General features: G+C 39.7%; 16 protein-coding genes. 6 read left to right on the top strand and 10 right to left on the bottom strand.

The features are described 5' to 3' along the window. The first annotated feature begins 254 nt into the window (after positions 1-254). The 5 genes from DXA54_RS05100 (at position 255) to DXA54_RS05120 (ending at position 9,611) form a co-directional block, all read left to right on the top strand. Entirely contained in the window at positions 255-3,215 is a 2,961-nt protein-coding gene (locus DXA54_RS05100) for a SusC/RagA family TonB-linked outer membrane protein (protein ID WP_120079061.1), read from the top strand. A 20-nt stretch (positions 3,216-3,235) separates the two neighbouring features. Next, complete coding sequence (locus tag DXA54_RS05105; protein ID WP_120079104.1) at positions 3,236-4,870, top strand: RagB/SusD family nutrient uptake outer membrane protein; 1,635 nt, start codon at positions 3,236-3,238, stop codon at positions 4,868-4,870. A gap of 23 nt (positions 4,871-4,893) precedes the next feature. Next, positions 4,894-6,567 carry a BACON domain-containing protein gene (locus tag DXA54_RS05110; RefSeq protein ID WP_004323859.1) on the top strand — a complete coding sequence of 558 codons (1,674 nt, stop codon included), beginning with the start codon at positions 4,894-4,896 and terminating at the stop codon, positions 6,565-6,567. A gap of 60 nt (positions 6,568-6,627) precedes the next feature. Further along, complete coding sequence (locus DXA54_RS05115; protein ID WP_120079105.1) at positions 6,628-7,611, top strand: glycosyl hydrolase family 18 protein; 984 nt, start codon at positions 6,628-6,630, stop codon at positions 7,609-7,611. A 173-nt stretch (positions 7,612-7,784) separates the two neighbouring features. Continuing rightward, positions 7,785-9,611, top strand: a complete 1,827-nt coding sequence (locus tag DXA54_RS05120) for an endonuclease/exonuclease/phosphatase family protein (protein ID WP_165863223.1) — start codon at positions 7,785-7,787, stop codon at positions 9,609-9,611. 80 nt (positions 9,612-9,691) lie between these two features. On the opposite strand, the gene DXA54_RS05125 is transcribed toward DXA54_RS05120, so the two are convergent. From DXA54_RS05125 to rbsK, 10 genes are read right to left on the bottom strand one after another with little or no spacing between them, the layout of a single operon-like run. Further along, positions 9,692-10,669, bottom strand: coding sequence for a fibronectin type III domain-containing protein (locus DXA54_RS05125; RefSeq protein ID WP_120079063.1), 978 nt, complete (start codon positions 10,667-10,669; stop codon positions 9,692-9,694). 23 nt (positions 10,670-10,692) lie between these two features. Beyond that, positions 10,693-11,700 (bottom strand): GRP family sugar transporter, encoded by a 1,008-nt coding sequence (locus DXA54_RS05130; protein ID WP_120079064.1) that lies wholly within the window; start codon positions 11,698-11,700, stop codon positions 10,693-10,695. Positions 11,701-11,718: 18 nt separating this feature from the next. Continuing rightward, complete coding sequence (locus DXA54_RS05135) at positions 11,719-13,239, bottom strand: alpha/beta hydrolase (protein WP_120079065.1); 1,521 nt, start codon at positions 13,237-13,239, stop codon at positions 11,719-11,721. Between the two features lies 1 nt (position 13,240). Then, positions 13,241-14,839 carry an alpha/beta hydrolase gene (locus DXA54_RS05140; protein ID WP_120079066.1) on the bottom strand — a complete coding sequence of 533 codons (1,599 nt, stop codon included), beginning with the start codon at positions 14,837-14,839 and terminating at the stop codon, positions 13,241-13,243. A gap of 12 nt (positions 14,840-14,851) precedes the next feature. After that, the gene (locus DXA54_RS05145; RefSeq protein ID WP_074635331.1) at positions 14,852-16,399 is read right to left on the bottom strand and encodes an ADP-ribosylglycohydrolase family protein; all 1,548 of its coding nucleotides are present in this window, start codon (positions 16,397-16,399) and stop codon (positions 14,852-14,854) included. A gap of 6 nt (positions 16,400-16,405) precedes the next feature. Beyond that, positions 16,406-18,013: an ADP-ribosylglycohydrolase family protein gene (locus DXA54_RS05150; RefSeq protein WP_004323852.1), complete on the bottom strand. Its 1,608-nt coding sequence runs from the start codon at positions 18,011-18,013 to the stop codon at positions 16,406-16,408. A gap of 12 nt (positions 18,014-18,025) precedes the next feature. Beyond that, the gene (locus DXA54_RS05155; protein WP_120079067.1) at positions 18,026-19,990 is read right to left on the bottom strand and encodes an ADP-ribosylglycohydrolase family protein; all 1,965 of its coding nucleotides are present in this window, start codon (positions 19,988-19,990) and stop codon (positions 18,026-18,028) included. A 59-nt stretch (positions 19,991-20,049) separates the two neighbouring features. Next, positions 20,050-21,579 (bottom strand): RagB/SusD family nutrient uptake outer membrane protein, encoded by a 1,530-nt coding sequence (locus DXA54_RS05160; RefSeq protein ID WP_004323850.1) that lies wholly within the window; start codon positions 21,577-21,579, stop codon positions 20,050-20,052. 14 nt (positions 21,580-21,593) lie between these two features. Beyond that, positions 21,594-24,527, bottom strand: a complete 2,934-nt coding sequence (locus DXA54_RS05165) for a SusC/RagA family TonB-linked outer membrane protein (protein ID WP_120079068.1) — start codon at positions 24,525-24,527, stop codon at positions 21,594-21,596. A 20-nt stretch (positions 24,528-24,547) separates the two neighbouring features. After that, positions 24,548-25,462, bottom strand: coding sequence for a ribokinase (gene rbsK, locus DXA54_RS05170; protein ID WP_120079069.1), 915 nt, complete (start codon positions 25,460-25,462; stop codon positions 24,548-24,550). Positions 25,463-25,605: 143 nt separating this feature from the next. Between rbsK and DXA54_RS05175 the strand changes: the two genes are divergently transcribed. Beyond that, positions 25,606-26,622, top strand: a complete 1,017-nt coding sequence (locus tag DXA54_RS05175; protein ID WP_009000993.1) for a LacI family DNA-binding transcriptional regulator — start codon at positions 25,606-25,608, stop codon at positions 26,620-26,622. The last annotated feature ends 70 nt before the right edge of the window (positions 26,623-26,692 follow it).

The following is a 26,692-nucleotide window of genomic DNA, read 5'->3' on the forward strand; positions in this document are numbered from 1 at the left end:
TTTTGAACAGTAGCGGACTAATTATGGATGTTATTTGATCTCTATTTCCACGCTTTGCACCTATATTTGCATAGTTGACACTAAATACGGAATAGTATTAAACCTTAAAAAAAAGACTATTTACTATGAATACATCCTAAAACTGTAGAATGAAGAGGTGGCGGAGTAATGTTGGGAACATTTTGAATGCCTTGACTTGTATCTAAAATTCCTAAAAATCTAATATTATTATATTCTAACTAAATGAAAAGTATATGGATAATCTAAGAAAAACGCTTGGCTGCTTGCTACTATTTCTTTTTGCAGCAGTTACATCTACTTATGCACAGGTTGCAAAGCAGTATTCGGGTACTGTTATGGATGCCGACAGCAATGAACCTATCATCGGTGTCAACGTAACTCTTAAAGATGCACAAACTGGTACCGTAACGGATATTTCCGGAAAGTTCTCGATTAGTGCTCCTGTTGGCTCTACACTATCATTCTCTTATATCGGATACGTGACTAAAGAGGTTAAACTGGGAACGAATACCAGTTTGAAGATTACAATGCAGGAAGATCAGAACCAATTGAGTGAGGTAGTGGTCATCGGCTATGGTGTAGTGAAAAAATCAGATATAACAGGTGCTGTGGCTTCTGTTTCTTCCAAACAATTTAAGGATCAGCCGGTAAAGCGGGTGGAAGATATTCTGCAAGGACGTACTGCAGGTGTGGCAGTGACGAGCGTAAATGGTTTACCTGGTGGTACAGTTAAAGTTCGTGTTCGTGGTACCACTTCTCTTAATACCAGCAATGACCCCCTGTATGTCATCGATGGTATTATGTCTGGTGGACTGGATGTAAATCCAGCTGACATTCAATCTATTGAAGTTCTGAAAGATGCTTCGGCAACAGCTATTTATGGCTCACGCGGCGCTAATGGTGTGGTGTTGGTAACTACTAAAAAAGGGGTGGAAGGTAAAGTGCAGATTTATGCAGATGTGGCTATAGGCGTATCGAACATCCTTAAAAAATATGACTTACTGAATGCTTATGAATATGCGACTGCATTAAAGGAGTATAATGGTATCTCATTTGCAGATGATGAGATGGAAGCCTATAAGAATGGCTCCAAAGGCATTGACTGGCAGAATTTGATGTTGCAGACCGGTATTAGTCAGGACTATAAATTAGGTATTTCGGGTGGAACGGCTAAAAATAAGTATCTTATTTCAGCCAATGTACTGAATATGACAGCCATGACCATCACGACCAAGTATCAACGTGCACAGTTACGGATAAATTTGGATAATGAACTCACCAAGTGGTTGACACTTTCTACCAAAATTAATGCTTCACGTACTCACAGTCACAATGGGGGTATTGACATTATGAACTTCCTGAACTATTCTCCTACAATGGAAATGAAAGATCCGGTGACGGGCGTTTATAATATGGACCCTTATAATTCAGTAAACGGAAACCCTTATGGCGCCCGTGTTGCAAATTATGGCGATTCATACGTGTATGCTTTGAATACTAATATGGATTTGACTTTCAAGTTAATGAAAGGGTTGACATTGTCTGTACAGGGTGCTGCTAATTACTCTCATGTTCCGAGTTACTCTTTCACCTCGTCGTTAGCAAAACCCGGACAAATTAGTGGTATGGAAAATGCGAGCAGGATGAATCTATTCTGGCAGAATACCAATAATGTGACTTATAACACAAGTTTCGGCGATCATCATTTGACTGCAACAGCTGTATTTGAAGCAAGTGGTGCCGAAGGCAGAAATCTAAAACTGACCGGTAGTGATTTAGCCAATGAATTTGTTGGTTATTGGAATGCAAAAAATGCAAAGACACGCGATGGAGAGAATGGCTATTCCGCAGAAGCTATTGTATCCGGGCTTGGTCGAATTATGTACAATTACAAAGGGAAGTATATGCTGACAGGTACTTTCCGTGCCGATGGTTCATCTAAGTTTCAGAAGAAGAATAAATGGGGATATTTTCCGTCAGCAGCTGTTGCTTGGGATGTTGCTAAAGAAAACTTTATGAGCAAACAAAACATTGTCCAGCAATTGAAACTAAGAGCCAGTTTTGGTGTTGTTGGTAATCAAAGTATCGGTGCTTACACAACATTGGGTATGTTGGCTCCTACAAATTATGACGGTTATGGTAGCGATGCAATCCATACCGGTTATTGGACTGGAAATCTCGCTACACCGGATGTAACTTGGGAAAGCACCTATCAGTATAACATAGGTTTGGACGCCAGTGTTTTAGACGGTCGCTTGAGTTTTACAGCCGAATGGTTCCGAAAGGATACTAAGGACCTGTTGCTTCGCAAACCTGCTCCTCAGTATAACGGAGGTGGCTCTTTCTGGGTCAACCAAGGTGAAGTTAGAAACTCTGGTGTTGAATTCACCATTACAGCTACTCCTTTGACAGACAAAGATATATTTGGTTGGGAAACATCGCTGAATGCATCTTATTTAAAGAATAAGATAATCGATCTGGCAGGTAGTGATTTTATCGTTGGGGAGAATTATACAAGTATTGGCGGTGGTCCCATTCAAATTAAAAAAGTAGGGTATCCGATTGGTTCTTTCTATCTTTATGAATGGGCAAACTTTAATGACCAGGGCGCCAACTTGTATAAACATCAATCTAATGGAAGTTTGACAACCAATCCGGGTGCTGACGATCTGGTTACTAAAGGGCAGGCCGAGCCTAATTGGACTTTCGGATGGAATAATACATTCACTTGGAAAAACTGGACGCTCAATCTCTTTATCAATGCTGCATTAGGACAAGATAGACTGAATGTAAGCCGCTATGCGATGGGATCTATGACAGGTGTATATCGCTTCATCTCTTTATCCGATGCTTATTACAAAAGTTGGGATAAAGTAGCCAATAAAGCAGATGCTGTGTATGCAAGTCATAAAAATTCAGATAATAGAAACTATCCTGATTCCGATTTCTGGCTTGAAGATGCATCATTTGTGAAACTGAAAAATATAAGCCTTACGTATAATATTCCTAAGAAGATAACGAAAGTAGCCGATATTCAACTGTCGGTCAGTGCTCAAAACCTGTTTACATTAACGAAATACACAGGTATGGACCCAGAAGTGTACAGTGAATCCGATTATGGCTTTAATGGTGTGGATATGGGATCTTATCCTGTTCCAAGAACATTCACTTTTGGTATGAAACTTAACTTTTAATCTTTTAACTATACATGGATATGAAAACAATATATAGAATATTCAAATCTGTCGGACTAGCATTGATAGCACTTTGGATGGTGTCTTGCCAGGATTTACTGACAGAAGATCCTAAAGGGCAGTTGGCGGTAACTAATTTCTTCAATTCAAAAGGTGATCTGGACTTGGCTCTGAATGGAATGTATTCCAAAGTTGCAAGTGATATGTATGCAAATATTTGGGCAGGTTTCGAATCAGTGATGGGTGATGATATTTCTACACACCCTGCAGCTAATAAACAGGGGTTGCGTGAGGTAGATACTTATAATGTTTCGGACAATAACACTTGGGTGACTGAATTGTGGGGAGCTCGTTGGAGATTAGTAAAAGCTGCTAATTTCATTATAGATAATGCCGGACGAACTCCGGAGGTGAGCCAGGAAGAGAAAGATGCAGCCATTGGACAAGCTTATTATTGGCGCGCCTATTCTTATTTTTACTTTGTAATGGCTTGGGGAGAGGTACCTATGGTTGTGAAAGATGAAATCAATTACAACATGCCATTGGCAACCGTTCCTGAAATTTACGAGCTGATTGTATCTGATCTGAAAAAGGCAGAAACAATGGTCCCTGCTAATTATACTAAAGAACCCTACGCAAGAAATGGGGTAAACATTGCTGTTAGTCAAGGAGCTGTAAAAGCAACATTGGCTTATGTGTATATGGCAATGGCGGGATGGCCGTTGAACAAAGGAACAGAATATTATCAACTGGCCGCTGCAAAGGCAAAAGAAGTAATCGATGCTGCGAAGAAAGGTACTTACTACTACAAATTATTACCTGATTACAAGCAAGTATATTCGATGGAGTATAATAAGAATAATCCAGAAGTGTTACTTGGTGTTTACTATAATTTGGGAATAGATGCACTTACCAATGCTCCTTTAGCCGATTTCTTGGCAGACTATGCTTATGGTGGCGGTGGATGGGGAGATACGAACGGAGAAATTAAATTCTGGTATGATTTCCCGAAAGGCTCACGCAAAGATGCATCTTATTTTCCGAAAATTATATTGAAGAATGAAACGCAATTACGTGATTGGTGGGAAGACCCCAATCCGGAAGCGCCGCGTGTGGTTGTTGCTCCCTGTTTCATGAAGAAAGTAGAAACGACCACTGGAGAAGAATTCGATTATACGAATCCGAAGATTTCGATGAATCAGAATGGAGAAAAGACGCATCAGATTATTCGTTTGGCAGAAGTATATTGCTGGTATGCCGAAGCCGTAGGTCGTTCAAAAACAGGCAGTATCACGGAAGCTGTCAACTTATTGAATGAGGTACGTAATCGTGCCAATGGATCTGTTGTTGCAGAGCGGGATATCTATAAGACAACCATGTCGTATGATGATCTGGCAGAAGCTGCCTATAAGGAACATGGCTGGGAAATAGCCGGATATTATTGGGGAAATATTGCCACCAGAGCAAGGGATATGTTTCGCATGAATCGCATTAAAGATCATTTTGAATACAGAAAATTAAATCCGGAGATTGAAGTGGCTCCCGGAGTCTTCAGGAAAGAAGCTGTTTCCGTATCTGGTACGTGGAATGACAGTAAAATGTATCTTCCCCGTCCTTTTGTAGATTCGTCTATTAATCCGAATTTGAAGAACTGAATGAAACAATAAAAACAATCATTATGAAACTAAGATATTTATATTTAGCAATAGGTGTATTATGTAATGCCTCTTTAGTATCATGCGGCGATAGCTTCAAAGAGAAAACAGAGATTGTTGCATGCGGAATCTCCACAAATGCTTTGACATTCGGAGTCTCCTCTACTGAAGTTCAGACTGTAGATATTACGTCAGAAGCAGCTTGGGAAGTAGCAGTGGATCAGGCAGGTGGTAATTGGCTTACTGTTTCTCCTTTGGAAGGAACTGGTAATGGTACGTTAACAATTGCTGCTGATAAGAATAACGGCCCAAAACGTAGTGCAACCTTGACCATAGCGGCGAAAGGTGCTGAACTTCGAACCATCACAGTTATTCAGGATGGCTATAAAGGAACCATTTATAATTACGGTGACTTTACTGGATTGCAAAAGACGGGGCTTGTGGCAGGGATCAATCCGATCACTATCGTAGATAATGACGAATGTGAAGATGGAAAAGCGTTAAGAATCTATACCCGGGCAGGTGAAGAGTATGAAGGTACTAATGGGGACCGTTTCAAGGTGCAGACAACAACGCAATTCGGATCAGGTCGTTATGAATGGAGGATATATGTCCCTAAATTCGGAATGAATGACCGGGCCAGTATTGGAGCATTTTTATATTTTGACGATGGGCATGAATTGGATTTTGAAATTTGTTCCGGTACAGCTGCAGACCGTGCAGCACATAGTGCCGGACCAGATGATATGCTGTGCCTTGTGACTAGTCAGGCTAATCCTTTTTTCTCTGAATTCACGCCTATTAAGGGGGATGCTTGGCATACGTTTGTATTGGATTTGAAGTTAGAAAATAAGAAATATCTGGCGGAGTGGTCGGTTGATGGTAAAGTTTTAAAGAGGGCACAATTAGATTATGGTGAAGAGGCTTATTTCCGTGCTATATCTAGTGTCGAGAATCTTTATGGTATGGGCGATCATGCGGCAACTCAAGAAAATTATGCCTTATTTGATTATCTTGAATATGTTCCTTATGATTATTCAATGAAGCCGATTATCGAAGGTCAGCTTCCTCCCGAACCAGAGGGAACAACAGTGAAGTGGGACTTTGAGGAAGCTGGTTTTGTTCCTGTTGGATGGACTAACAATGGAGGAACGATTGCGGATGGAAGTTTGAATCTATCTAACGGGAATAACTTCGTTTATAGTCCGGAAGTGGGAGCTGGAAAATATACATGGGAAATAGATGTTCCTTTGGTAGGGGTAGGTGAAAAATGGTTGGCAGGTGGTAATATCGCTGCAACTAACGCTGAAGAAAGGTCATTCTCTATGTTTGTTTTCTCGGGTACTGAAAATGATCGTGCGGCTTGTACGGTTCCTCCTGTCCCAGGCCAGATGCTGGTACGTTGTTATACAGAGGCTATGGGAGTTTACGGTGTACCTATTGATCCGGGTAAACACACTTTGACTATTGACCTTAGACTTAATGCAGATGGTGCATATTGGGCGGCATGGATTATAGATGGTGAAGTGGCGAAAACATTTACTACCTGGTATACTCCGGCACAGTTTAAATTTGGATTCTCAATGATGACCTTTGCTGATGGAGGTGGCTGGCAAGGAGATAAGCCTACTGCAAAGACATATACAGTCAAATATGACTATATAGAATATAAGAAGTATAATTATGATGAAGAATAACAGTTTACTTTACATTCAATGAGGTATTTAAGCATAATTGGAACAGCTATATGCTGTGTAATGTTGGTAATGACGAGTGTTTCCTGCAAGCAGGAAACACTCTCTTCCACCACCCAGGAGAAGAAAGTAGCTCCTTGGTATGTCTATATAGATGGAAGATCTTTTAAGGATATAGAGCCAGTGAAAGAGATTATTAGTTCCATTAGCGTTTTCGGGAATCCTCCGAAATCATTTATTGATGAATGTCATCAGAATCATATCGAAGTATATCAGGCTGTAGGTGGGAATGAAGAAACGATTGATACGCCACAGAAAAGAAAGGCACTTGTTGAGAAGTATGTAAGCGATTGCAATGCAAATGGATATGATGGAATAGATCTTGATCTCGAACATTTGAGCCCTGATATTCAGGATGTATATACCGAATTCCTGAAACTTGCTTCAAAAGAACTCCATGCTGTTGGAAAGAAATTAAGCCATTGCGTTAGTTTTTATCCGGCTTTGTATCAAGATAACGAAACTAAAATGTTTCACGATCCGGCAGTTTTGAATACTACCTGCGACTTAATTAGAGTGATGTGTTACGATATGTATTTTGCACCTGGGATAGATAAGCCCGAGCTCAAACATAGGGATGATTGTATGGGCATTGGGCCTACGTCTAATTATCTATGGACTAGAGAGGCGATGCTTTTCTGGATGAAACATATTCCAAATGATAAATTAGTGATGGCGCTGCCTGCTTATGCAAATGATTATGCTGTAACTGGTGACATCAAAGGAAGGCAGGTTTACCAATCTGTGCCTGACAGTATAAATGGAATTTTGCCTTCTCCTACCTGGTTATGTTATGAAAAGGTAAACATGTATCTGTATGATGGTACTGATGGTAATCGGCATCTGTTTTATGCAAGTGATGCCAGAAGTACGGAAGCGCTACTTGAACTAGCTGATGAACTGGGAATCTCTCAAATCGGTTTTTGGCACTTTAATAGCGTAGATCCGCAAATGTGGGATACTACCGCAAAGTGGCAAAAGAAATAATGAGATAATAAATCGACCTTGTAAATAATATAGCTTTATTCTCATCCCCCCCATTTAGAGAAAAGCTATTCTTAACAATAAGAGGCCGCAAAGGTATGAATCCGTATCTTTGTGGCTTTTTATTTTTTTCTTACCTTTGGGGGAACTTAACATAACCCCCCAAAATGAAGAACATGAAAAAGATCTTTTTACTCATTTCCGTCATCCTGTTTATTTTTCCGGTACAGGCTCAACATACATTGAGACTGATGTCTTATAATATTAAAAATGCGAACGGCATGGATGATATTTGCAATTTTCAACGGGTAGCCAATGTGATAAATAATGCTTCTCCTGATGTTGTGGCTATACAAGAGGTAGACAGTATGACCCGTCGGAGCGGACAGAAATATGTGCTGGGTGAGATAGCTGAACGTACACAAATGCATGCTTGTTTTGCACCTGCTATAGAGTTTGAAGGAGGTAAATATGGAATCGGACTGTTGACAAAGCAAGTTCCGCTACGTTTACAAACTATCCCTTTACCTGGTAGAGAAGAGGTCCGCACCTTGATTCTGGCAGAATTTGAGGATTATATCTATTGTTGTACCCATCTGTCATTAACGGAAGAAGACCGTATGAAATCTTTGGAAATAGTGAAGTCATTGATTGCTTCCTATAAAAAGCCTCTTTTTCTAGCCGGGGATATGAATGCTGAACCTGAATCCGATTTCATCAAAGAATTGCAAAAGGATTTTCAAATACTCTCCAATCCGGGAAAGTATACTTATCCTGCTCCTGATCCAAAAGAGACCATTGATTATATTGCCGTGTCAAAGCAAAACGCTACCGGATTTGCTGTCATATCTGCGAGAGTAGTTAATGAGCCAATGGCTTCCGACCATCGTCCCATACTTGTGGAATTGCGTACCGCTGAAAAGGCAGACAAGATATTCCGTACTAAACCTTATTTGCAGAATCCTGTGGGTAATGGCATTACTGTGATGTGGGAAACAACCGTTCCTTCTTATTGCTGGGTGGAATATGGCACAGATACTACCCGGCTGGAACGTGCGCGTATGATTGTTGACGGTCAGGTGGTCTGCAATAACAAGCTGCATAAAATACGTATAGATGGCTTACAGCCCGGACAGAAATATTATTATCGTGTGTGTTCGCAAGAGATGTTGCTTTATCAGGCATATAAAAAGGTATTTGGAAATACAGCAAAATCGACCTTCAGTGAATTTACTCTTCCTGTTGCTGATACAGAGTCTTTTACCGCTATTGTTTTTAATGATTTGCATCAACATACCAATACTTTCCGTACTCTATGTAAACAAATACAGGATGTTAAGTATGATTTTGTTGTTTTCAATGGTGACTGTGTGGATGATCCTGTGGATCACGAGCAGGCAACCACATTTATCAGTGAACTGACCGAAGGAGTGTGTGGCGATCGCATACCGACTTTCTTTATGCGTGGCAACCATGAAATCCGCAATGCCTATTCTATCGGTTTGCGTGACCATTTTGATTATGTGGGAGATAAAACTTATGCCTCTTTTAACTGGGGAGATACCCGTATCGTCATGTTGGATTGTGGAGAAGATAAACCGGACGACCATTGGGTATATTATGGCTTGAACGATTTTACTCAATTGCGTAATGAACAGGTTGATTTTCTGAAAAAAGAACTGTCTGCCAAAGAATTCAAGAAAGCAAAGAAACGTGTCCTTATTCATCATATTCCGCTTTACGGTAATTATGAAAAGAATCTCTGTGCAGATCTGTGGACTAAATTATTGGAAAAAGCACCTTTTAATGTCAGTCTGAATGCACATACCCATAAATACGCTTACCATCCGAAAGGGGAACTGGGTAATAATTATCCAGTTATTATTGGTGGAGGATATAAGATGGACAGTGCTACGGTGATGATTCTGGAAAAGAAGAACGATGAATTGAGGATTAAGATGCTGAATGTAAGGGGAGAGGTTTTACTGGATATAACAGTCTAAAGTCTCTAATAACTTTATAATTCATGGAGGTGCGCCAGACTTCTAGACACACCTCCATGAATTAGTTATTTCATAAAGTGCTATTCGGAGAAATATGTATAATAGAAATTCTCTATATATCCGTCATAGTTTTTGCTTTCCTCTTTGATACAACTATTTTCGTCATATTCGAATGTGTAAGTAGCTGTACTGGATGAATGTTGCCAACCACTGCTCGTATGGCAATTAGCCGAAGCTTTTCCAAAGAGACCAGTTTCAACCAGCCAACGACTAGCTCCACTGCTTTCCGCATAGATGCAATGTGCTCCGCTCACATTAGGCACGGCAGAATAGGTCTGAACTTTAAACTGCTCTACTCCATCTGAAAATCTGGTCCATTGCATAATATTTCCATTTTCTATGGTGATGTTAGATGCAATATTGCCATTCTTTTCAGCTTTGGTCATGTAGCCATTCTCATCATAAGTATATTCGTAAGTGTTCGAACCATCTACAAAAGTTGCAACATAACCTTGGTCGTTTAAAGTCATGTTATATGCGTTCTTACCTGTCACTGTGATATTATTTCCGTCATAAGCAAAGAGCCATTCTCTATCCAATTCTCCTTCATATAACCTGTATACACGTTTTACAGTACCATTATCATTATATTCGTAATACCATTTATCCCAGTCGTCCGCAAAAGTGGCTATTCGATAAACTGTTACTTCAGAGGTTGTTGTAAAAGTGATTTCTGCATAGTCTGAATCTTCAAAATAGATTGATCCGGTTTTTTGAGCTTTTACTTTGAATGTATAACTTTTTTCCGGCTCTAAACCTGTCAGTTGAATTGTATTTTGGTCAGTACTTTGTTCACTACCGTTGTTCAAGCTATAAATATAAGCTGTTGCGTTTCCTATGGCTTTCCATGTAATAACAGCAGAACTCTCTTTTACATCAGGAACAGTAACTTCCGGTTTATCCAGAATGTTTGTACTGGGATGATTGTCATCATCACTGCAAGCAGTCGTACCTAGTACTACTGCCAGCATGGCTAATAAGTAAAAATACTTTTTCATGTTGTTCTATTTAAGGTTAATAATTAGTTTCCGGCAACTACTATCATTCCCAAACCAACCAGGAAGAAGATAAACATCAAGGCCAGTAGTTGATTAACAGATTTCGTTGAACCTTTAAATTCTTTCCAGATAAATACTCCCCAAATAGCGGCAATAAGTGGTGCGCTTTGTCCTAGTGCATAAGATACCGCCGGACCAGCTTCTCCTGATGCGATATAGCTGAACGCGGAACCAAGTCCCCATATCGCTCCACCAAGCATTCCGCATATATGAGTTTTCGTGTTTCCTTTAAAGTATTCGGAGTAGCTGACTTTTTCTCCGACAAAAGGATATTTCATTACTAATGTGTTGAAAACAAAATTGCTTAGTAATACGCCTATTGAAAAAACAAAGATGGCAGAATAAGGAGTCATCATTCCTATAGCAGGAGAATTGAAGTTTTCTACGTCCATACCTTTCACTACGAACCTGTAGAACAAAGACATCAGTACACCGGCAATTAATGCAATGATAATTCCCTTTTTGTTGTTTTTCCTGCTTTCTTCTCCCTTTTGCATTTTTCCGGAAGCCACTCCATTGCAAATGATAGCAATAACAATGAGAGCTACACCGCCAAATAAAAGCAAAGGATTACCAGTTGGAATTCCCAGATAATTGACGATTACCCCTAATACCAATGCAATGCCAACTCCTAAAGGAAAAGCTACAGACATACCAGCCAAGGAAATAGACGCTGAAAGAAGAATGTTTGAAGCATTAAATATTACGCCCCCCAAGATAACCCAACCAATGCTGTCTCCTGATGCTTGTCCCAGATCTTCCAGGAATGAACGTCCGGTATCTCCATGACTACCCATAGTGAAGCCTAGCAAGATGGTGAACAATACCATTCCAATCACATAATCCCAATAAAAAAGTTCATAACGCCAATTTTTGGAAACTAGTTTTTGGGTATTACCCCAAGAACCCCAACAAATCATGGTTACGATGCAGAATATAACTGCCAATAAATAACTGTTTACTGTGAACATACTATTAGTATTTAATTGTTAAACATGAATTCTGTTATTTAAATATAGTATCCAATCTTCCCAATAAGTGAAAACATTGGCTTCTTTACATTTTCTTGACCGGAACTCATGTTCCAGGTCCGATTCTTTCAAAAGGATATGTATATTACTACTAAAACCATATTCTTTTGATTCGGGGAGTATCTCTATCCAGCATCTGGGATATCTTTTGTAAGAGTTGACTGCTTTTATAAGATTTTGAGCATCATTTTCGTTGCCGATGGCATTTACACAGACTATGCCGGTAAACAAATTTTCTCCCTGAATGGCTTCTATACCTTCTTTGATATTATCTCCCAAAGTGATTAAAGCCCGCATACGTTGGGAACCTCTGATGCCGGAGAGTTGCTTTTCTATATCAGAAATTGTTTCTGACAGGTCTGTGTTAGCTTTTACGAAACAAAGAACAGCAGGCCATGTTTTATTCTCATCTACCATTTGATGAAACTGACTGACGAGAACCTTTTGCTGTTGTTCGTTAATTTCTCCCTGTACATAGATAATAGGATATTTTCTTGTGCTTCCTTGAGCCTGTTCCGGATAATAGACCGTTGCATTGGCTGTTTGGATAAACGGAGTCTCATTCGGAAGACTACTCTCACTATTTCCTGACCGCTTTCCATTGAAATATTCGTTTATGAATCTGAATGCTTTGGGCAGTGCAGTATTCCAGCAGGTGAAATCATGTCCTCCTGAACGTACTTCCCATTCATGAGGTATTTGTCTTTCCAGTAATAATCGGTGCAGTTCTTCATTACTTTCGCAAAGAGTACCTTCTTTATCTCCAATATCCAGCATGATGCCAAATCCTTTTAAATCGGAATTGCGGAGGGTGGAAAGAATGTGGTAGGGTGAATGTTGTTTATAGTAACTGGTTAGGCGCTGCTTACCATTCTTTCCCACTCCTCCGAAAATCCGTCCCCATTGATTGTCCCATCCTTTTTGTGGCCCTTCTTCTATGTATTGTTTTTCTGTACGGATGGATGGCGATAACGCAACGACAGAGCCGAATAAGTGGCGGTTGCGCAGACTAACGGATAATGCTCCGAATCCTCCCATAGAGAAACCAATGATCGAACGTCCATTAATATCCTTGCGAGTGCGATAGTTGTTATCTATATATGGAATCAGTTCTTTGATAAAGAAAGTTTCATAAAGGGAGCTGCTATCATAAGTGTCACTGTAATAAGACAGGTAACCGTCAGGAATAACCATAATGAAAGGTTGAATCTTTCCTTCTTTTATCATTTTGTCCATTACACGGGCAACGTTGCCGTATTCGAGCCAACTGGTATAATCACCTCCTATTCCATGAAACATGTATAAGACTGGATATTCTGTATCTGAATGTTCATAACCTTCCGGTAAGATAATGGAGTAGGAGACTTCTTGCTTTAGGGACGGACTGTAAATACTCATCCCTTCTTTTTCTATGGGAAGTGCCCAAGCTCCATCTATACCTGATAGAAATAGGATAATATATAACAGTATCTTCTTCATATTATTTCTTTATTAACTGTTCACCAATATAATAACTCATTGAATAAATACCTGTTTGGGCGGACTGTTCACTATCCAGTCCGTTTCTGACACGATATTGCACCGGAGCTTCTGCACCTCGCAATCCATTGAACAGAGTAAAGATGCTATTGTAGTTGCTGCCTTCGTCTGTTATGTCCAAATAATAGATTTTGGCACGATTCTCGGCAGAAAGGTTGATAATATCTGCGTCTTCTGCAAAGAAAAAGTTGATAGCAGGGGCATTGCCTGTTGACTGATTGTATAAGTAATCAGCTTCTGAACCGTATGTTAATCCTAATCTGAAATCTGCATTGCTTTCCGTATGAACCGTCTTTTCCACAGCATCGGTAATAGCTGAAAAATTTGTTTCATTTAGAATCATTTCTTTCACATTAAAACCTGCGATTATCATACGTTTGATTTGCATAAGAGAATCTAATGCCACTGCTACCTTCTTTGTTGTAAGATCAACATTACCTTCTCCTTTGCTGTAATAAAGAACTTTGTAAGTTAGTTCGGAATTGTAGTCATCCGGTAGCCATAGTTCGATATTGGAATTACCTACTTTTATGTTTTTATTAGTAGCATGTAATTCCTTTGTGAATTTTTTCAGAGTTTCCTGCGGATAGTTTTCTCCTTTGAATGAACGTTCGATAAAAGGCAGTGCCTCTTTCATGGATTCACGCCAATAACTGTCAGTGTGGGCACCGTTCCGTACACGATATTCGTGCTTGATATTTTTGTCCCGTAATAGAGAATGTAATTCACCGTTTCCTGCATATAGTCTTTCTTCATCATCACCGCAGTCTATGTAATACCGTACTGTTTGAAATGTGGAACTTGGTTTATCTTTGAAAAAGTGTAGCGGACATTGGCTTTTATAATAGCTTGTCAGCCTGCCTGTTCCTGTCTGGCCGCTTCCTCCGAAGTTGTTTCCCCATTGAAGATTCCAACCGTCTTGTGACAAAGAGATGTATTGTTCATCTGTATTTAGAGAGGGACTTAATCCTATTGATACCGAGAATGTTTCAGGATGTTGCGATGCTATACTTAATGCCCCGAAACCTCCCATGGAGAATCCTGCAATAGCTCTTTCCGTCTTACTGGCTGTTGTTCGGAACCGCTTATCAATCAGAGGCACGAGTTCATTAATGAACATATCCATATAGTTGAACTTTCCGTCATAGCGGTTGCAAAAATAAGAGTTGAAACCTTCTGGCATGATGTAGATCAATGGGCGAATACTACCATTGCTGGTTTGCGCATCAGCTATGCTTTGAATATTCAGACCTGAAGGTCCCCATGAACTTTGGTTCCCTCCCCAGCCATGTAGAAGGAAAACTACTCCATATTTACCCGTACTTTCCGATAGATACTCTTGAGGCAGTAATACGGAATATTTGATTTCTTGTCCTAATATTTTGCTGTAAAAACTTTGATCGGGATTATAGCGTTTGGTAAACAGTTCCGGTGTATCGGTCTGTTCGCCTTCAGACGGACTGTTATCATCAGACGAACATGATGACAATCCGTAGGAAAATAATAATAAGGCTAATAATAGGAGTAGTTTTCTATTCATGGCTTCTCTCTTTTATTTATAAGGATTGATTGGCTCTGCCGGTGTGGATGAATAAACCACCATGTCTTTACATTGAACGGCATATTTTTCATTCGGATTAATCCATTTAATAACCAGTTTGTGAGGGCCTTCCTCTAAATCATAATTATAGAAAATGTCATACTTTCTTTTTATGTAGTCATAAGGCATTTCTATGGTTTCTACTTTCTTGCCGTCAATGTAGGCCTCCAGGATGGCGATGTAATTGTCATTACTATCTTTAACATCTTGTCTGATCATCCCCATTAAAACAACTCCCTTGCCATTGAACTCAAATGTTTTTTCTGTACCGAGATCATATTTGATAACTCTTCTTTCAGAAGGATATAAGCCTTCAAAAGAAACTTCCCATGCTACGGTTTTTGGCTTCTGAATCGTGGTATAGTATTTATCTCCTTTTATTTTTCCTCCGTTTGCTTTTAATACATCACTCAATAGTTTGAGATTAATGTCGTATACAGAACTTAAAGAGATATCTGTGTAAGGGAACTTAATATTTTCACATCTTTCGAGTGCCGGTTTCCAGTATTCGGGGATAGCCTTGTAGCCTTGTATGACTCCAAGAATTCCTGCGGCAGTTGCCGGGTTACAGTCGGAATCTTGTCCGCAACGAGTGGCTATATCCATTGTTTTGAAAAAGTCGCCGTTGCCATATAAAAGTCCCATCACACAGTAAGCCGCATTGATAGTGGCGTCAATGTTAAATGCATTGAATACCCCTTCCGGGCAGCCAATCTCAAAAGCATGACGGTTTTCTATTTCCAGCCAGCATTTACGCCAGTCATCGGGATATTGTTTCCAATATTTAATAACGTCTGTGATGCAACGGTGAAATTTACTTTGTTCGGGTATTGTTTTAAGAGCTTCCGTGACAATTGTATAAATGTCGTTATTTACGTAAGCCAATGCATACATTGCTCCCATGTATACACCTCCATACCATCCGTCGCCGTAGTTCATGATATGTCCTATCTTGTCCGAAAAATCGGAGGCGGTATTTACCATCCCCGGACATATCATTCCAATGAAGTCTGCTTCAATCTGGAAATCAATATCGTCAGCGTGCGGATTATTTTTCCAATGTCCCGATGCCGGTGGCATAATACCGTGTAATATGTTATATCTGGCTGCCTGGTTGGCATGCCATAATTTGTAATCTGCGTTTGCAAAGGCTTTGGCAAATGATTCGGCAGGGGCATTTATCCCTTCTTTTTGCATTACTTCCAGAAAGGTAAGATCCATATATACATCATCATACAATCCCGGATCTTCTGCAAAGATGTCCTTACAATAGTCATCATACCAAATTATTGGAGTTTTCTCATGAATGATCGCTCCTCTGTATTTAAATTCTGTAGGACCGCCATAGGTGCATCCTATGGTTTGTCCGGCCCAGCCTCCTTTAATTTTGTCGAGCAGTACCTCTTTACTTATTTCAACTGTTTTTCCATATTCTATTTGTGCCATTCCCGATATGGAAAAGGTAAATAGTAGAATGATGTTAATCAGGACTTTTTTCATCTTAACTTATTTATTAAAGTAAAATCTATCATGTTCTTTTTTCTCTGAATAATACATTATGTCGTTGATACGAATAATGTAGTCTTTTTTGCGGTTCAGCCATTTCATTTTAACGTGGTGTCTTCCTTCCTTCATGAGGTATTTCCAGGCTGGTTCTACTTTGCGGTCTGTGTTTCTCATGGGTAAAGCTGCTACATGGTCCAGTTCTCCGTCAATCCATATTTCCACTTTAGCAACGTAAGGGTCATTGGGCTCTGCCAATCCGAACACCTCGGAACCGATGTGGCGTGTAGATACACGATTGATATAATCGGGAGTAATACTTCTTGTGCAGCAAATGTTGCCCCAGATAACAAATCCGTTACCATTGAAATCAAATTCAAATGTATCTGTCAGGAAGCAGTCTTTGCGTTCTCTATAAAGCGGATAGGTGTTTTCGAAATTTTGTTCTAAAGGAAGTACATCCGCCTTTTTGATTGGAATTTCTATCTCCCCACCAGATACTTTTCCACCTGTTTTGACTATGAGTTGTTTAGCTTGATCGAAACTCATTTGGTATGCTTTTGCCAACGACATATTCGTTCCTTCAAATGTAAAGTCTTCTACTTCTTTCAAAGGGTTTAACCAGAATGAAGGGATTTTATCATACCCATACATGACGCCGAGTACACCGCCGACTGTAGACGGATTACAGTCAGAATCTTGTCCGCAGCGTGTTGCAATATCGACAGAGTTGGTGAAATCTCCTTTACCGTAGAGCATAGCTAATGCTACGAAAGCGGAATTGAGCTTGGCGTCAATATTAAAGTTTAGAAATACGCCTTTGGGACATCCTACATCACAGTTCCATTTTTCTTGCAGGAAGTACCAGCAATCTTTCCAGTTGTCCGGGTGCAAAGAATGGAAATTGATTACATCCTGAATACATTGATGGAATGTACTCTCTTCAGGTATGACAGAGATTGCGGTTTTTAGAATCGCTTCAGGACTTTTTTCATAGAAAGCGGAGCTATAAAGAGCTGCTACGAAAGCACCGCCATAAAAACCGTCACCACTGTTCATAATGTGGCCTACTCTGGAGGCGATATCCAATGCTTCCGGCAGCATTGCCGGAGCCATCAGACCAATGAAGTCTGCTTCGATCTGGAAATCCAGATCGTCTGCATGTGGGTTATTCAACCAATGACCGGAAGCCGGTGGCATGATACCTTGGCGGATATTATATCTGCCTGCTTGGTTAGCATGGGCCAAATGATAATCAGCGAATGCAAATCTTTTGGCAAGTTCTTCTTGTGAACAATCCAGGCCAAGTTCATCAAATGCCTCAACAAACGTGCAATCGTTATAAATATCATCGAATAATCCGGGTTTCTTTTCCCACCAATATTTAACGTAACCTTCCGCCCAGGGGATTGGCTGGTAATCTTGAATATAAGTTCCCGTGAACTTAAACTCTGTAGGTGCTCCGAAAACAACACCAATGGTTTGTCCGGCCCATCCTCCTTTAATCTTATCTAAAAGTTCTTTATCAGATAACTTTAAAGTTTTTACAGGCTGGGCTTGTACGTTGAGAGCAAAAAGCCCTATAATACATATCGTAATTATTTTCCTCATTTTTCTCCTCCTTTATTTCTCATAAACTCCCAACTCGGTGATAGAGATGAATGATGATACATTCTTTGTGTATTTATGCCAGTGTTCCTGCACTTTTGCATCCATTAGTACGCGTATTCCCTTGGTTTTTACTGCCGGGAATTCCAAAACATATTGTGCAAACGGAGGTTGGAAAAATACAATATCGGTTTCGGGAAGTGCCGGAGTTGATTTGAATTTACCTACGTCATACCAATGTCCGTCATTTCCAAGATATTGAATGTTTAGAGAAGTAAACCATCCTCCGAACTCTTCCAGACAGCCCATATCTAAAACAAGCATATTGATGTTATGCTCTTCTTTCCAACCGTATCCGAAATAGTCTATTTTAGGCAGATTACTTTTGGCCGCTAATGAATAAAATACAGATCCTACGCCATCTTTGACTCCGTCATTAATTACTTCTACATTTGTTGCGTACATCGGTTTTCCAAAGGTAATCCAGCAAGAATCGAGTACTTCTTCGTTTAGTTTGCGGATATTTGCGTAAATAGTGTCAGCCTTGGGGGCTATATTCTTGGTTTTAACCAATAACTCAAAGTCTTTAGTAATTGAGTTCTTGTTATTTGCGCTTAATTGAAGGGTAATTGGATATTTGCCGGCTTCTGTAGGAGTTCCTGCCAGTTTACCGTTTTGGAATGTAACTCCTACCGGAAGTTTACCTTTTACCAGTTCCCATTTGAAATCAGCGTTTGTTCTGCAGGCAAATGAATAATCGGTAGGCTGTCCGATTTCCAAGTCCGGATTCGGACCGATACAGAATTCCATAGGGGGGATGAATTGTGCTTTAGGGTTAACATATACCATATCACCTTTCACTTTTCCTCCTTTAGAGCAAACCAGTTCGATTGCTTTGTTGTAAGTACGTTCAATCATGTCTTCAATGGAAGCATCGGGCATATCAAACCTGGTGATATTGATATACCGGTCGTTGAAGGGTTTTTCCCATCCTTCGATAGGTTTAGTCAAACTTTCGGGAAGAGACTTTGCACCATACATTACTCCTAGAAGTCCGGAGATAGTGGCTGCCTGATTGTCGCAGTCAAATCCCATTGCACAGCTTAAATCCAATGTCCGTTGGAAATCTCCTTCGCCATACAACATAGCCAAAATCCCGCATAATCCGTTCAGATTAGCATTCCAGATTGTTTTTGTCATGGCTGGTTCATCTATGTAATATTTTTTAGCCATGATTTGACGTGCTTTTACCCAATCTTTAGGATATTTGTCATATAAAGCAATCATCTCTTTTACAGCTATCGCATATCTGTCATCAGCAGGCAGTTCTTTCAAGGCTCGTGTAATCAGTTTGCGGATATCCTTGCAGAAAAAAGCGTCAGCGTACATTGCACCATATAGGACAGTGGGAGATACTGCCCACGAATCGCTTGTGATACGGGCCGCCCAATCACTTTTTCCTGCAGCGTATGAGATCATTCCCGGTGCTGTATACGCCCATATCTCGTTAATCAATTGAGGGTCGATCTGATACCAGTGCGGATTCAGATTTTCGTCACCTGTGAACGGAGGGGTGAATCCAAGATGCATTAATCCGAGTGCAGCCCTATTGGCTAGCCATACACGGTCACGGATATGATACATCCATCCTTCACGCATATTGGCATAAGTAGGTTCTACGCCATATTTCTCCATTAATAGTAAGTAGATATACTCAACATCAGTATCGTCATCAGAGAATGCACCGTTATACTTCTGCAATTTATCTATGTTTTTAGTGTAACCGAATGGAAATCTGGATTCCGGGGCAGGTTCATCTACAAACTTGTTCTCAAAAGGAAGTCCATATATGTTTCCTACCATTTGCCCGATCCAAGCTCCGGCTATTTTGTCTTTTAACTCTGTCTTTGAAATCTTCTGTGCAGAGATAAATAAGATGTTAGTAATTAAAACAAGTAAAAAGATGATTGGTTTTTTCATACTTATCAGGGTTGATTTGTTGGAAGGTACACTTTTCTATGTGAACCTTCCAATTGTGGTTAATAATCTTTGTTTTGAGATAATTTTGGATTTGCATTTAAAATATCCGTAGGAATTGGAAATACATTTCTAAAAGTTTCTGAACTTTGGTCAGGGTGTGCCCAATATTTTTTCAGATATTTTCCGAAACGTATCATATCTTCATGGCGCCATCCTTCCCATGCCAGTTCTCTGCCTCGTTCTGCATAAAGTTCATCAATCGTCAATTGGCTTGTGGTATATGCATCAAGACCTGCTCTTGTACGAATCTTCTTGAAGTCTGCCAGTTGGATAGCTTCACTTGTTCTGTTTTGTCGTACCAAAGCCTCTACGTACATTAATACCACATCGGCATAACGGAAGATGGCAAAGTCGTTGTCCATACTAACTGTATATTCTTTTAAAGAACCATCAGTCTGGTAATGCCATTTCCAGCAGCGTGCACCGTCGTATGTACCACGTCCTCCGTTGCTATTGTAATATTTTTCTTCGGGGAAGACAGGAGTATATTCGAAACCAAGATCCTTTCCGCTTAGGTCTACTTGAGGACCGTATAACCAGCTCTGACTTCTGCGAAGATCTTGTTCTGCGTATGTTTGGAAAAAGTCCGGTTGGCAGAGAAAACCCGACCATGGAGCTGCCGGAATATTAAATGTTGCTTGTGATGCAGCTTCCAGTGTCAGCGTATGCAGATAAAATGAGTTACTGTCACCGCTAGTATATACTCTGTCATACAGGATTACAAAGATGTTCTCCTTAGAATCTTCATTTTTTATATCAAAATTAGTAGAATAAGAGTCTTCAATGCTGTAAGCACCTATATCCATAATATCTTTACAGGCTTTCTCTGCTTTGTCATACATTGGAGTACCGAACCATGCTTCTGCATTCAGATACATTTTCGCAAGAATGCAATAAGCGGCAGCTTGTGTGGCCCGTCCATAATTAGTATCTGAAGGCTCCCTGTCTAGGAACTCGATATTGTCATTAATTTCTTTTTCCAGATAGTTGAAAATATATTCACGACTTTTTTGTTCCGGGTATCCGGTTTCCGTGTAGTCAGTTGTGAAAGGTACGTTTCCCCAACAAGAAATGGCTTGATAATAGTAGAAAGCACGCAATATTTTCATTTCAGCTATGATCTTCTCTTTTCCTTCAAACTGGATAGGTGATAATTCCGTTTCGTAAATAATTTCATTACATGCAGCAATACCATTAAATATCCAGTTCCATCCCCTTGTCAATAATTTATTTGCAGGTGGAATTTTATTCGTCTGGATTTCTTCATAACGTCCATTGCTGTACCAGGAACCACCACAAGCGGGAACGGCACATTCATCAGAAGCTTGTAAAAGCAATGTCCATAAACTTTGTTCGGAATTGTATCCTTGTAATTTCGTATATGCTCTACCTGCATTGGCTACCAGTTCTTTCTCATTTTTAAAGAAGTCATTCATAGCTACTCCTGTATAAACAGTTTCGCTAAGATCGGTACATCCGTATAATAATATACAGATAACGAAACTTAATATTATATTTGTCTTTTTCATGGTAATCTTATTTTTTAGAATACTATATTAACTCCAAAAGTAAATTCTGTTGTACGTGGATAATAGCTCAAACTTTCCATACCGGGTTCCAGTCCGGAAAGAGCAACTTCTGGGTCGACACCAGAATAACCGGTGATGCAGAATACATTCTGTGCAGTAAGAGACAATCTTAGTCTTTTTATCATTTTGGACGTGAAATCCCAAGTATATCCAAAGGTTATATTATCCAGTTTTAAATAAGAAGCATCCTCTATGTATTTGGAGGAATATTTATAGGTCGTACTTGTAAAATTCGTTTGTGATAACCAGTTTGATGAGATATTTCTAAGTCCGATGCTGCTTAAATTTTCATATTCCATCGCATAGTTGTTTAGAATTTCTCCGCCGATAGATGCACGCAGTGAGAAACTCAAGTCGAATTTCTTGTACCTGAAAGTATTACTCCAACTGATAGTGGCGTCTGGATAAGCGCAGCCGATTTTTTCCCATTGTTCTTCCGGTACGGAACCGTCCGCATTTTGTCCTAGCAATACATCTTTTCCATCTGTATCGGTCCCTAACCATATAGGACCGTAGAAAGTACCCAATGACTGTCCTTCTATCAGACGTTGAGTGTAGCAGGCTGCACTTGTAGACCATCCCACTTTGTACGTTCCGTTCGTAAACTCGTCATTAGTGAATTTCACCAATTTGTTTTTATTGTGCGAAACGGTCAGTGAAGTATTCCATGTAAAGTCCCTAGTGTTGAACGGTGTGCCGGATACCGTCAGCTCAACTCCTTCGTTAGTTACTTTTCCAACATTCGTAAACAGGGTATTATACACATAAGGAGGAGTCGGTACGATATAGTCATACAACAAGTTAGAAGTAGTCCGTTTGTAATAATCGAAAGTGAATGAAAGGCGGTTGTCAAACATTGTCATATCAACACCAACGTTGAACTCTGCTTTTTTCTCCCATTTTAAATCTGGATTTGCATTACTTGCAGGTTGATAAGTATTGATCCATTGACCATTGTAATAGAATTTACCGGCTGTAGTCATCATCATTAAAGATTTGTAGTTTGAGAAATCCTGGTTGCCGGTAACTCCGTATCCGGCTCTCAATTTTAAATCATCAATCCATTTGACATCCGAGAGGAATTTCTCTTTATTTATACGCCAACCTACACTGACAGCCGGGAACCATCCCCACTTATTATTGTCACCGAAACGGCTGGAGCCATCACGACGGAGTGAAGCGGATAAAAGATACTTATCATCATAGTTATACATGAAACGTCCGAAGAATCCAATATATGTGTTATCTTCTTTATTGGATGACATGCTGGCTTTGCCTTCGGTAAGATTCGTTCCTGTTCCGATGTTATGAGTCTGGTTGTCATCGAAGTCAAAGCCGGAATTAGTCATGGAGGCAGATGTGCTGTAAGTATATTGGTATGTATATCCGAGTAACGCCTGAATGGAATGTTTTCCGAAAATATTCGAGTAATTTAAAGTAGACTCATATTGTGTATCGTTTTCCTGATAGTTTTCAATATAAGCTTGCCCGTTTGTTCCTATTAAACTTGGATAATAATGTGTGTAATATTCACGTGTTTCATATTGTTCTTTGTCGTATGAAACAAAGTTCTCCCATTTTAATCCTTTTATAGGCAATATGTTTAGAGTAGCACGAATATTTGCACCATAATTATCATTTTTACTTTCCATGTTCCTTTCGTTAATGATCGCTACCGGATTGTAATATTCCATTGCTTTGATACGGCTATATCCTCCGGCATCCGGATCGCTGTCGTCGTAAACCGGTTCTGTTGGATTGTGGGTAAATGCCTGCATAAAGGCACTTGTAGAAGATGGGCTGTATTTGCGATGAATGATATTCAGGTTATAATCCAAATCGATCCATTTGTCCAATAACGATTGACGAATATTGGTACGTGCCATTAGTTTTTCGGAGCTATTATGTTTTTGCAAGCCATCGCTTTTTTCATAATTGAAAGAAGTGTGGTGTGAGAACTTCTCGGAACCTCCGGATATGGACAAATTGTGTTTATGGCTAAACGGTGTTTGTGTAATCTCTTTGAACCAATCCGTATCACTGTCAAAAATATAACTTTCCAATTCTGGACGATACTCCTTGATAACAGATTTGTATTCGCTTGCCGATAAAGGTTTTGCTCTGCGTGAAACGACTCCCACGGTGAGCTGCCCATCATAGGAAACTTCCGTTTTGCCACTTCTTGCACGTTTAGTTGTGACGATGATTACTCCATTCGTACCTCTTGTTCCATAAATAGCAGCTGCCGAACCATCTTTTAATACGTCTATAGATTCCACTTCCTGGAAGTTGATATTTCTGATATCTGCACCTGCCACCCCATCAATAATAATTAATGGACCTTGGCCTGCGGAAAGCGTGTTTGTTCCGCGAAGTAATACTTCATATTTGGCTGTCGGATCAGCACCGTTCGGGTTGATAATTTGTAATCCTGCCACTTTTCCTTGCAACATTCCCATAGCATTGGTGAATGTTCCGGGATTGAGGTCATCTTTCTTCATGCTGGTAACCGATCCTGTAAGCTCTTTCTTTGTGGTAGAGCCGTAGCCGATTACTACAACATCATTAAGTACTTTCGAGTCTTCGCGCAGGTGTATTACAAGCTGTGTCTGATTTCCGACTTGTTGTTCAACAGTTGCATAACCTACATAAGATATAACCAATACATCAGAAGGATTCGCTTTTACATTGAAGGATCCATCAACTCCTGTAATAGAACCATTTGTTGTACCTTTAACAAGGACACTGGCACCGATAATGGGTTCATTTGCTTCATCGAGGACTGTACCTCTTATTGCCTTCTGGGCAATAGCATCATTGCTCATCAAAGAAAATACTATTAACAACATACTTGTCAATAGACCGTGGATTGAACATTGTTTTATCATAATAACAGAATTAAGGATGATTATTGTATTTCTTTTCTCAAAGGTATAGATACTTGTGCTCCCATTCTGGTGACAGAAATAGAAGAGGCTTTACTTGCAAATATAATTGCATCTTTTAGATTCTTGCCTTCAGACAGAGCTACGCACAGTCCACCGCAGAATGTATCTCCGGCAGCGGTCGTGTCTACCGCTTCTACCTTGAAGGCTGGAATGTGAATAAACTCATTGTTCTCATAGGCGAGAGCTCCTTTGGCTCCCATAGTAATAATGACGGTTTTTATGCCTTTTGAACTAATATAACGAATCGCTTCTTTTGCCGATTCATCATCTGTAATGTGCATTCCCGATATGATTTCAGCTTCTGTGACATTAGGAATAAGAATGTCGACATTGGCTAATAAATCATCAGGTAGTTGTTGAGTAGGGGCAGGGGCGGGATTTAATATAACGGTAATCCCATCTTTTTTTGCCATTTTGGCTGCATAAGTGACACTCTCGATTGGAGTTTCCAACTGCATGATGACGATGGATGCCTGTTTGATGGCGGTTTCTGCTTTTTGTATGTCATCAATAGATAAAGTCCCGTTGGCTCCGGAAGCAACAACAATACAGTTTTCCCCTTTTTTGTCGACATTGATAAGAGCTACTCCTGACGGTTCCTGCGGAGTAATTCCTACATAAGTAGTGTCGATCTTTTCTTTGTGAAACATTTCCAAGGTTTCATTTCCAAAAATGTCATTCCCTATTTTGCATATGAAAGTGACATCTCCTCCTAGTCTTGCAGCAGCTACGGCTTGGTTAGCTCCTTTGCCGCCATGATTCATTAAGAAGTTTCCTCCCAGAATTGTTTCTCCTGGTTTTGGTAGACGGTCTGATTTGATAACCATATCCGTATTACTGCTACCTATCACTACGATTTTCTTCTTTGTATCCATATAATGAGTATTAAGTATTAAGGCGAATTGAATCGTAAACTATGCGCAATCGTTTGCGCAAATATAGAAATTTTTTTCAAAACAAAATATTTTTCTTGCTTTTTTCTCAAATAAAATGTTATTTTTGCAAAAAACAACCAGTAATGAAGAAAACTCTGATTGATGTATCAAAGAAAACTGGGTACTCTATCTCTACGATTTCCAGAGTGTTAAATGGGAAATCGGAGAAATATAGAATAAGCCAGTCTGCTAAGGAGGTTATTTTGCAGTCCGTTAAAGAATTGGACTATCAGCCTGATATAGTTGCGCAAAGTTTGCGCAATAACACGACATACACTATAGGCCTTCTTGTACCACACATAGATAATCCTTTTTTTGCCAATATAGCAAGTGTTGTCATCCGTGAAGCACAACGTTATAATTATACTGTCATGCTTATTGATACCCTGGAAGATCCTGTTCAGGAAAATAAGGCTATCGATTCGCTTCTATCGCGTAAGATAGACGGAATTATTTTGGTTCCAACCGGTGAAAACCCTTCTAAACTCGAGGAGATTAGTGCTAAAACTCCGATTGTGCTGATTGACCGCTATTTTGAGAAGCATAATTTGCCATACGTAGCTACTGATAATTATGTAGGGGCTTATCAGGCAACAAAATTATTATTAGAATCGGGGCATAGTAAGATTCTCTGTATTCAGGGACCAAGTATCTCTATAACAACTAAAGAACGTGTGCGCGGGTATGTTGATGCGCTTCGCGAAGCTGGTTATCAGGATAACGCAATGATAAGAGGAAATGAGTTCTCGATTCAGAATGGTTATATTGAGACTAAGTTGGCTCTGAACTCTACTACAAAACCTACTGCTATATTTGCGTTAAGTAGTACAATTCTTTTGGGAGCCGTCAAAGCATTAAATGAGCATAAAGTGAGAATTCCTCAAGATATGTCTATCATTTCGTTTGATGATAACTTATATCTGGACTATTTGAACCCTCCTATTACTCGTATTGCCCAGTCACTGGAGAATATTGGCATTATTGCTGTAAAAATGTTGATGCAGAAGATTTTGGAAGAAACTGAATTACATTCGGAGATTCTTTTGAAACCTAATATTATAAAACGGGATTCGATAAAGGTGTTAACTGATAGAAAGTAGTATTTTAAATAATAGAAAAATCCGGCTTAATGTTACCTAAGCCGGATTTTTTTAATATTAATATCGTTTT

The sequence above is a fragment of the Bacteroides sp. OF03-11BH genome, assembly GCF_003604005.1.
Classification (GTDB): Bacteria; Bacteroidota; Bacteroidia; order Bacteroidales; family Bacteroidaceae; genus Bacteroides; species Bacteroides ovatus.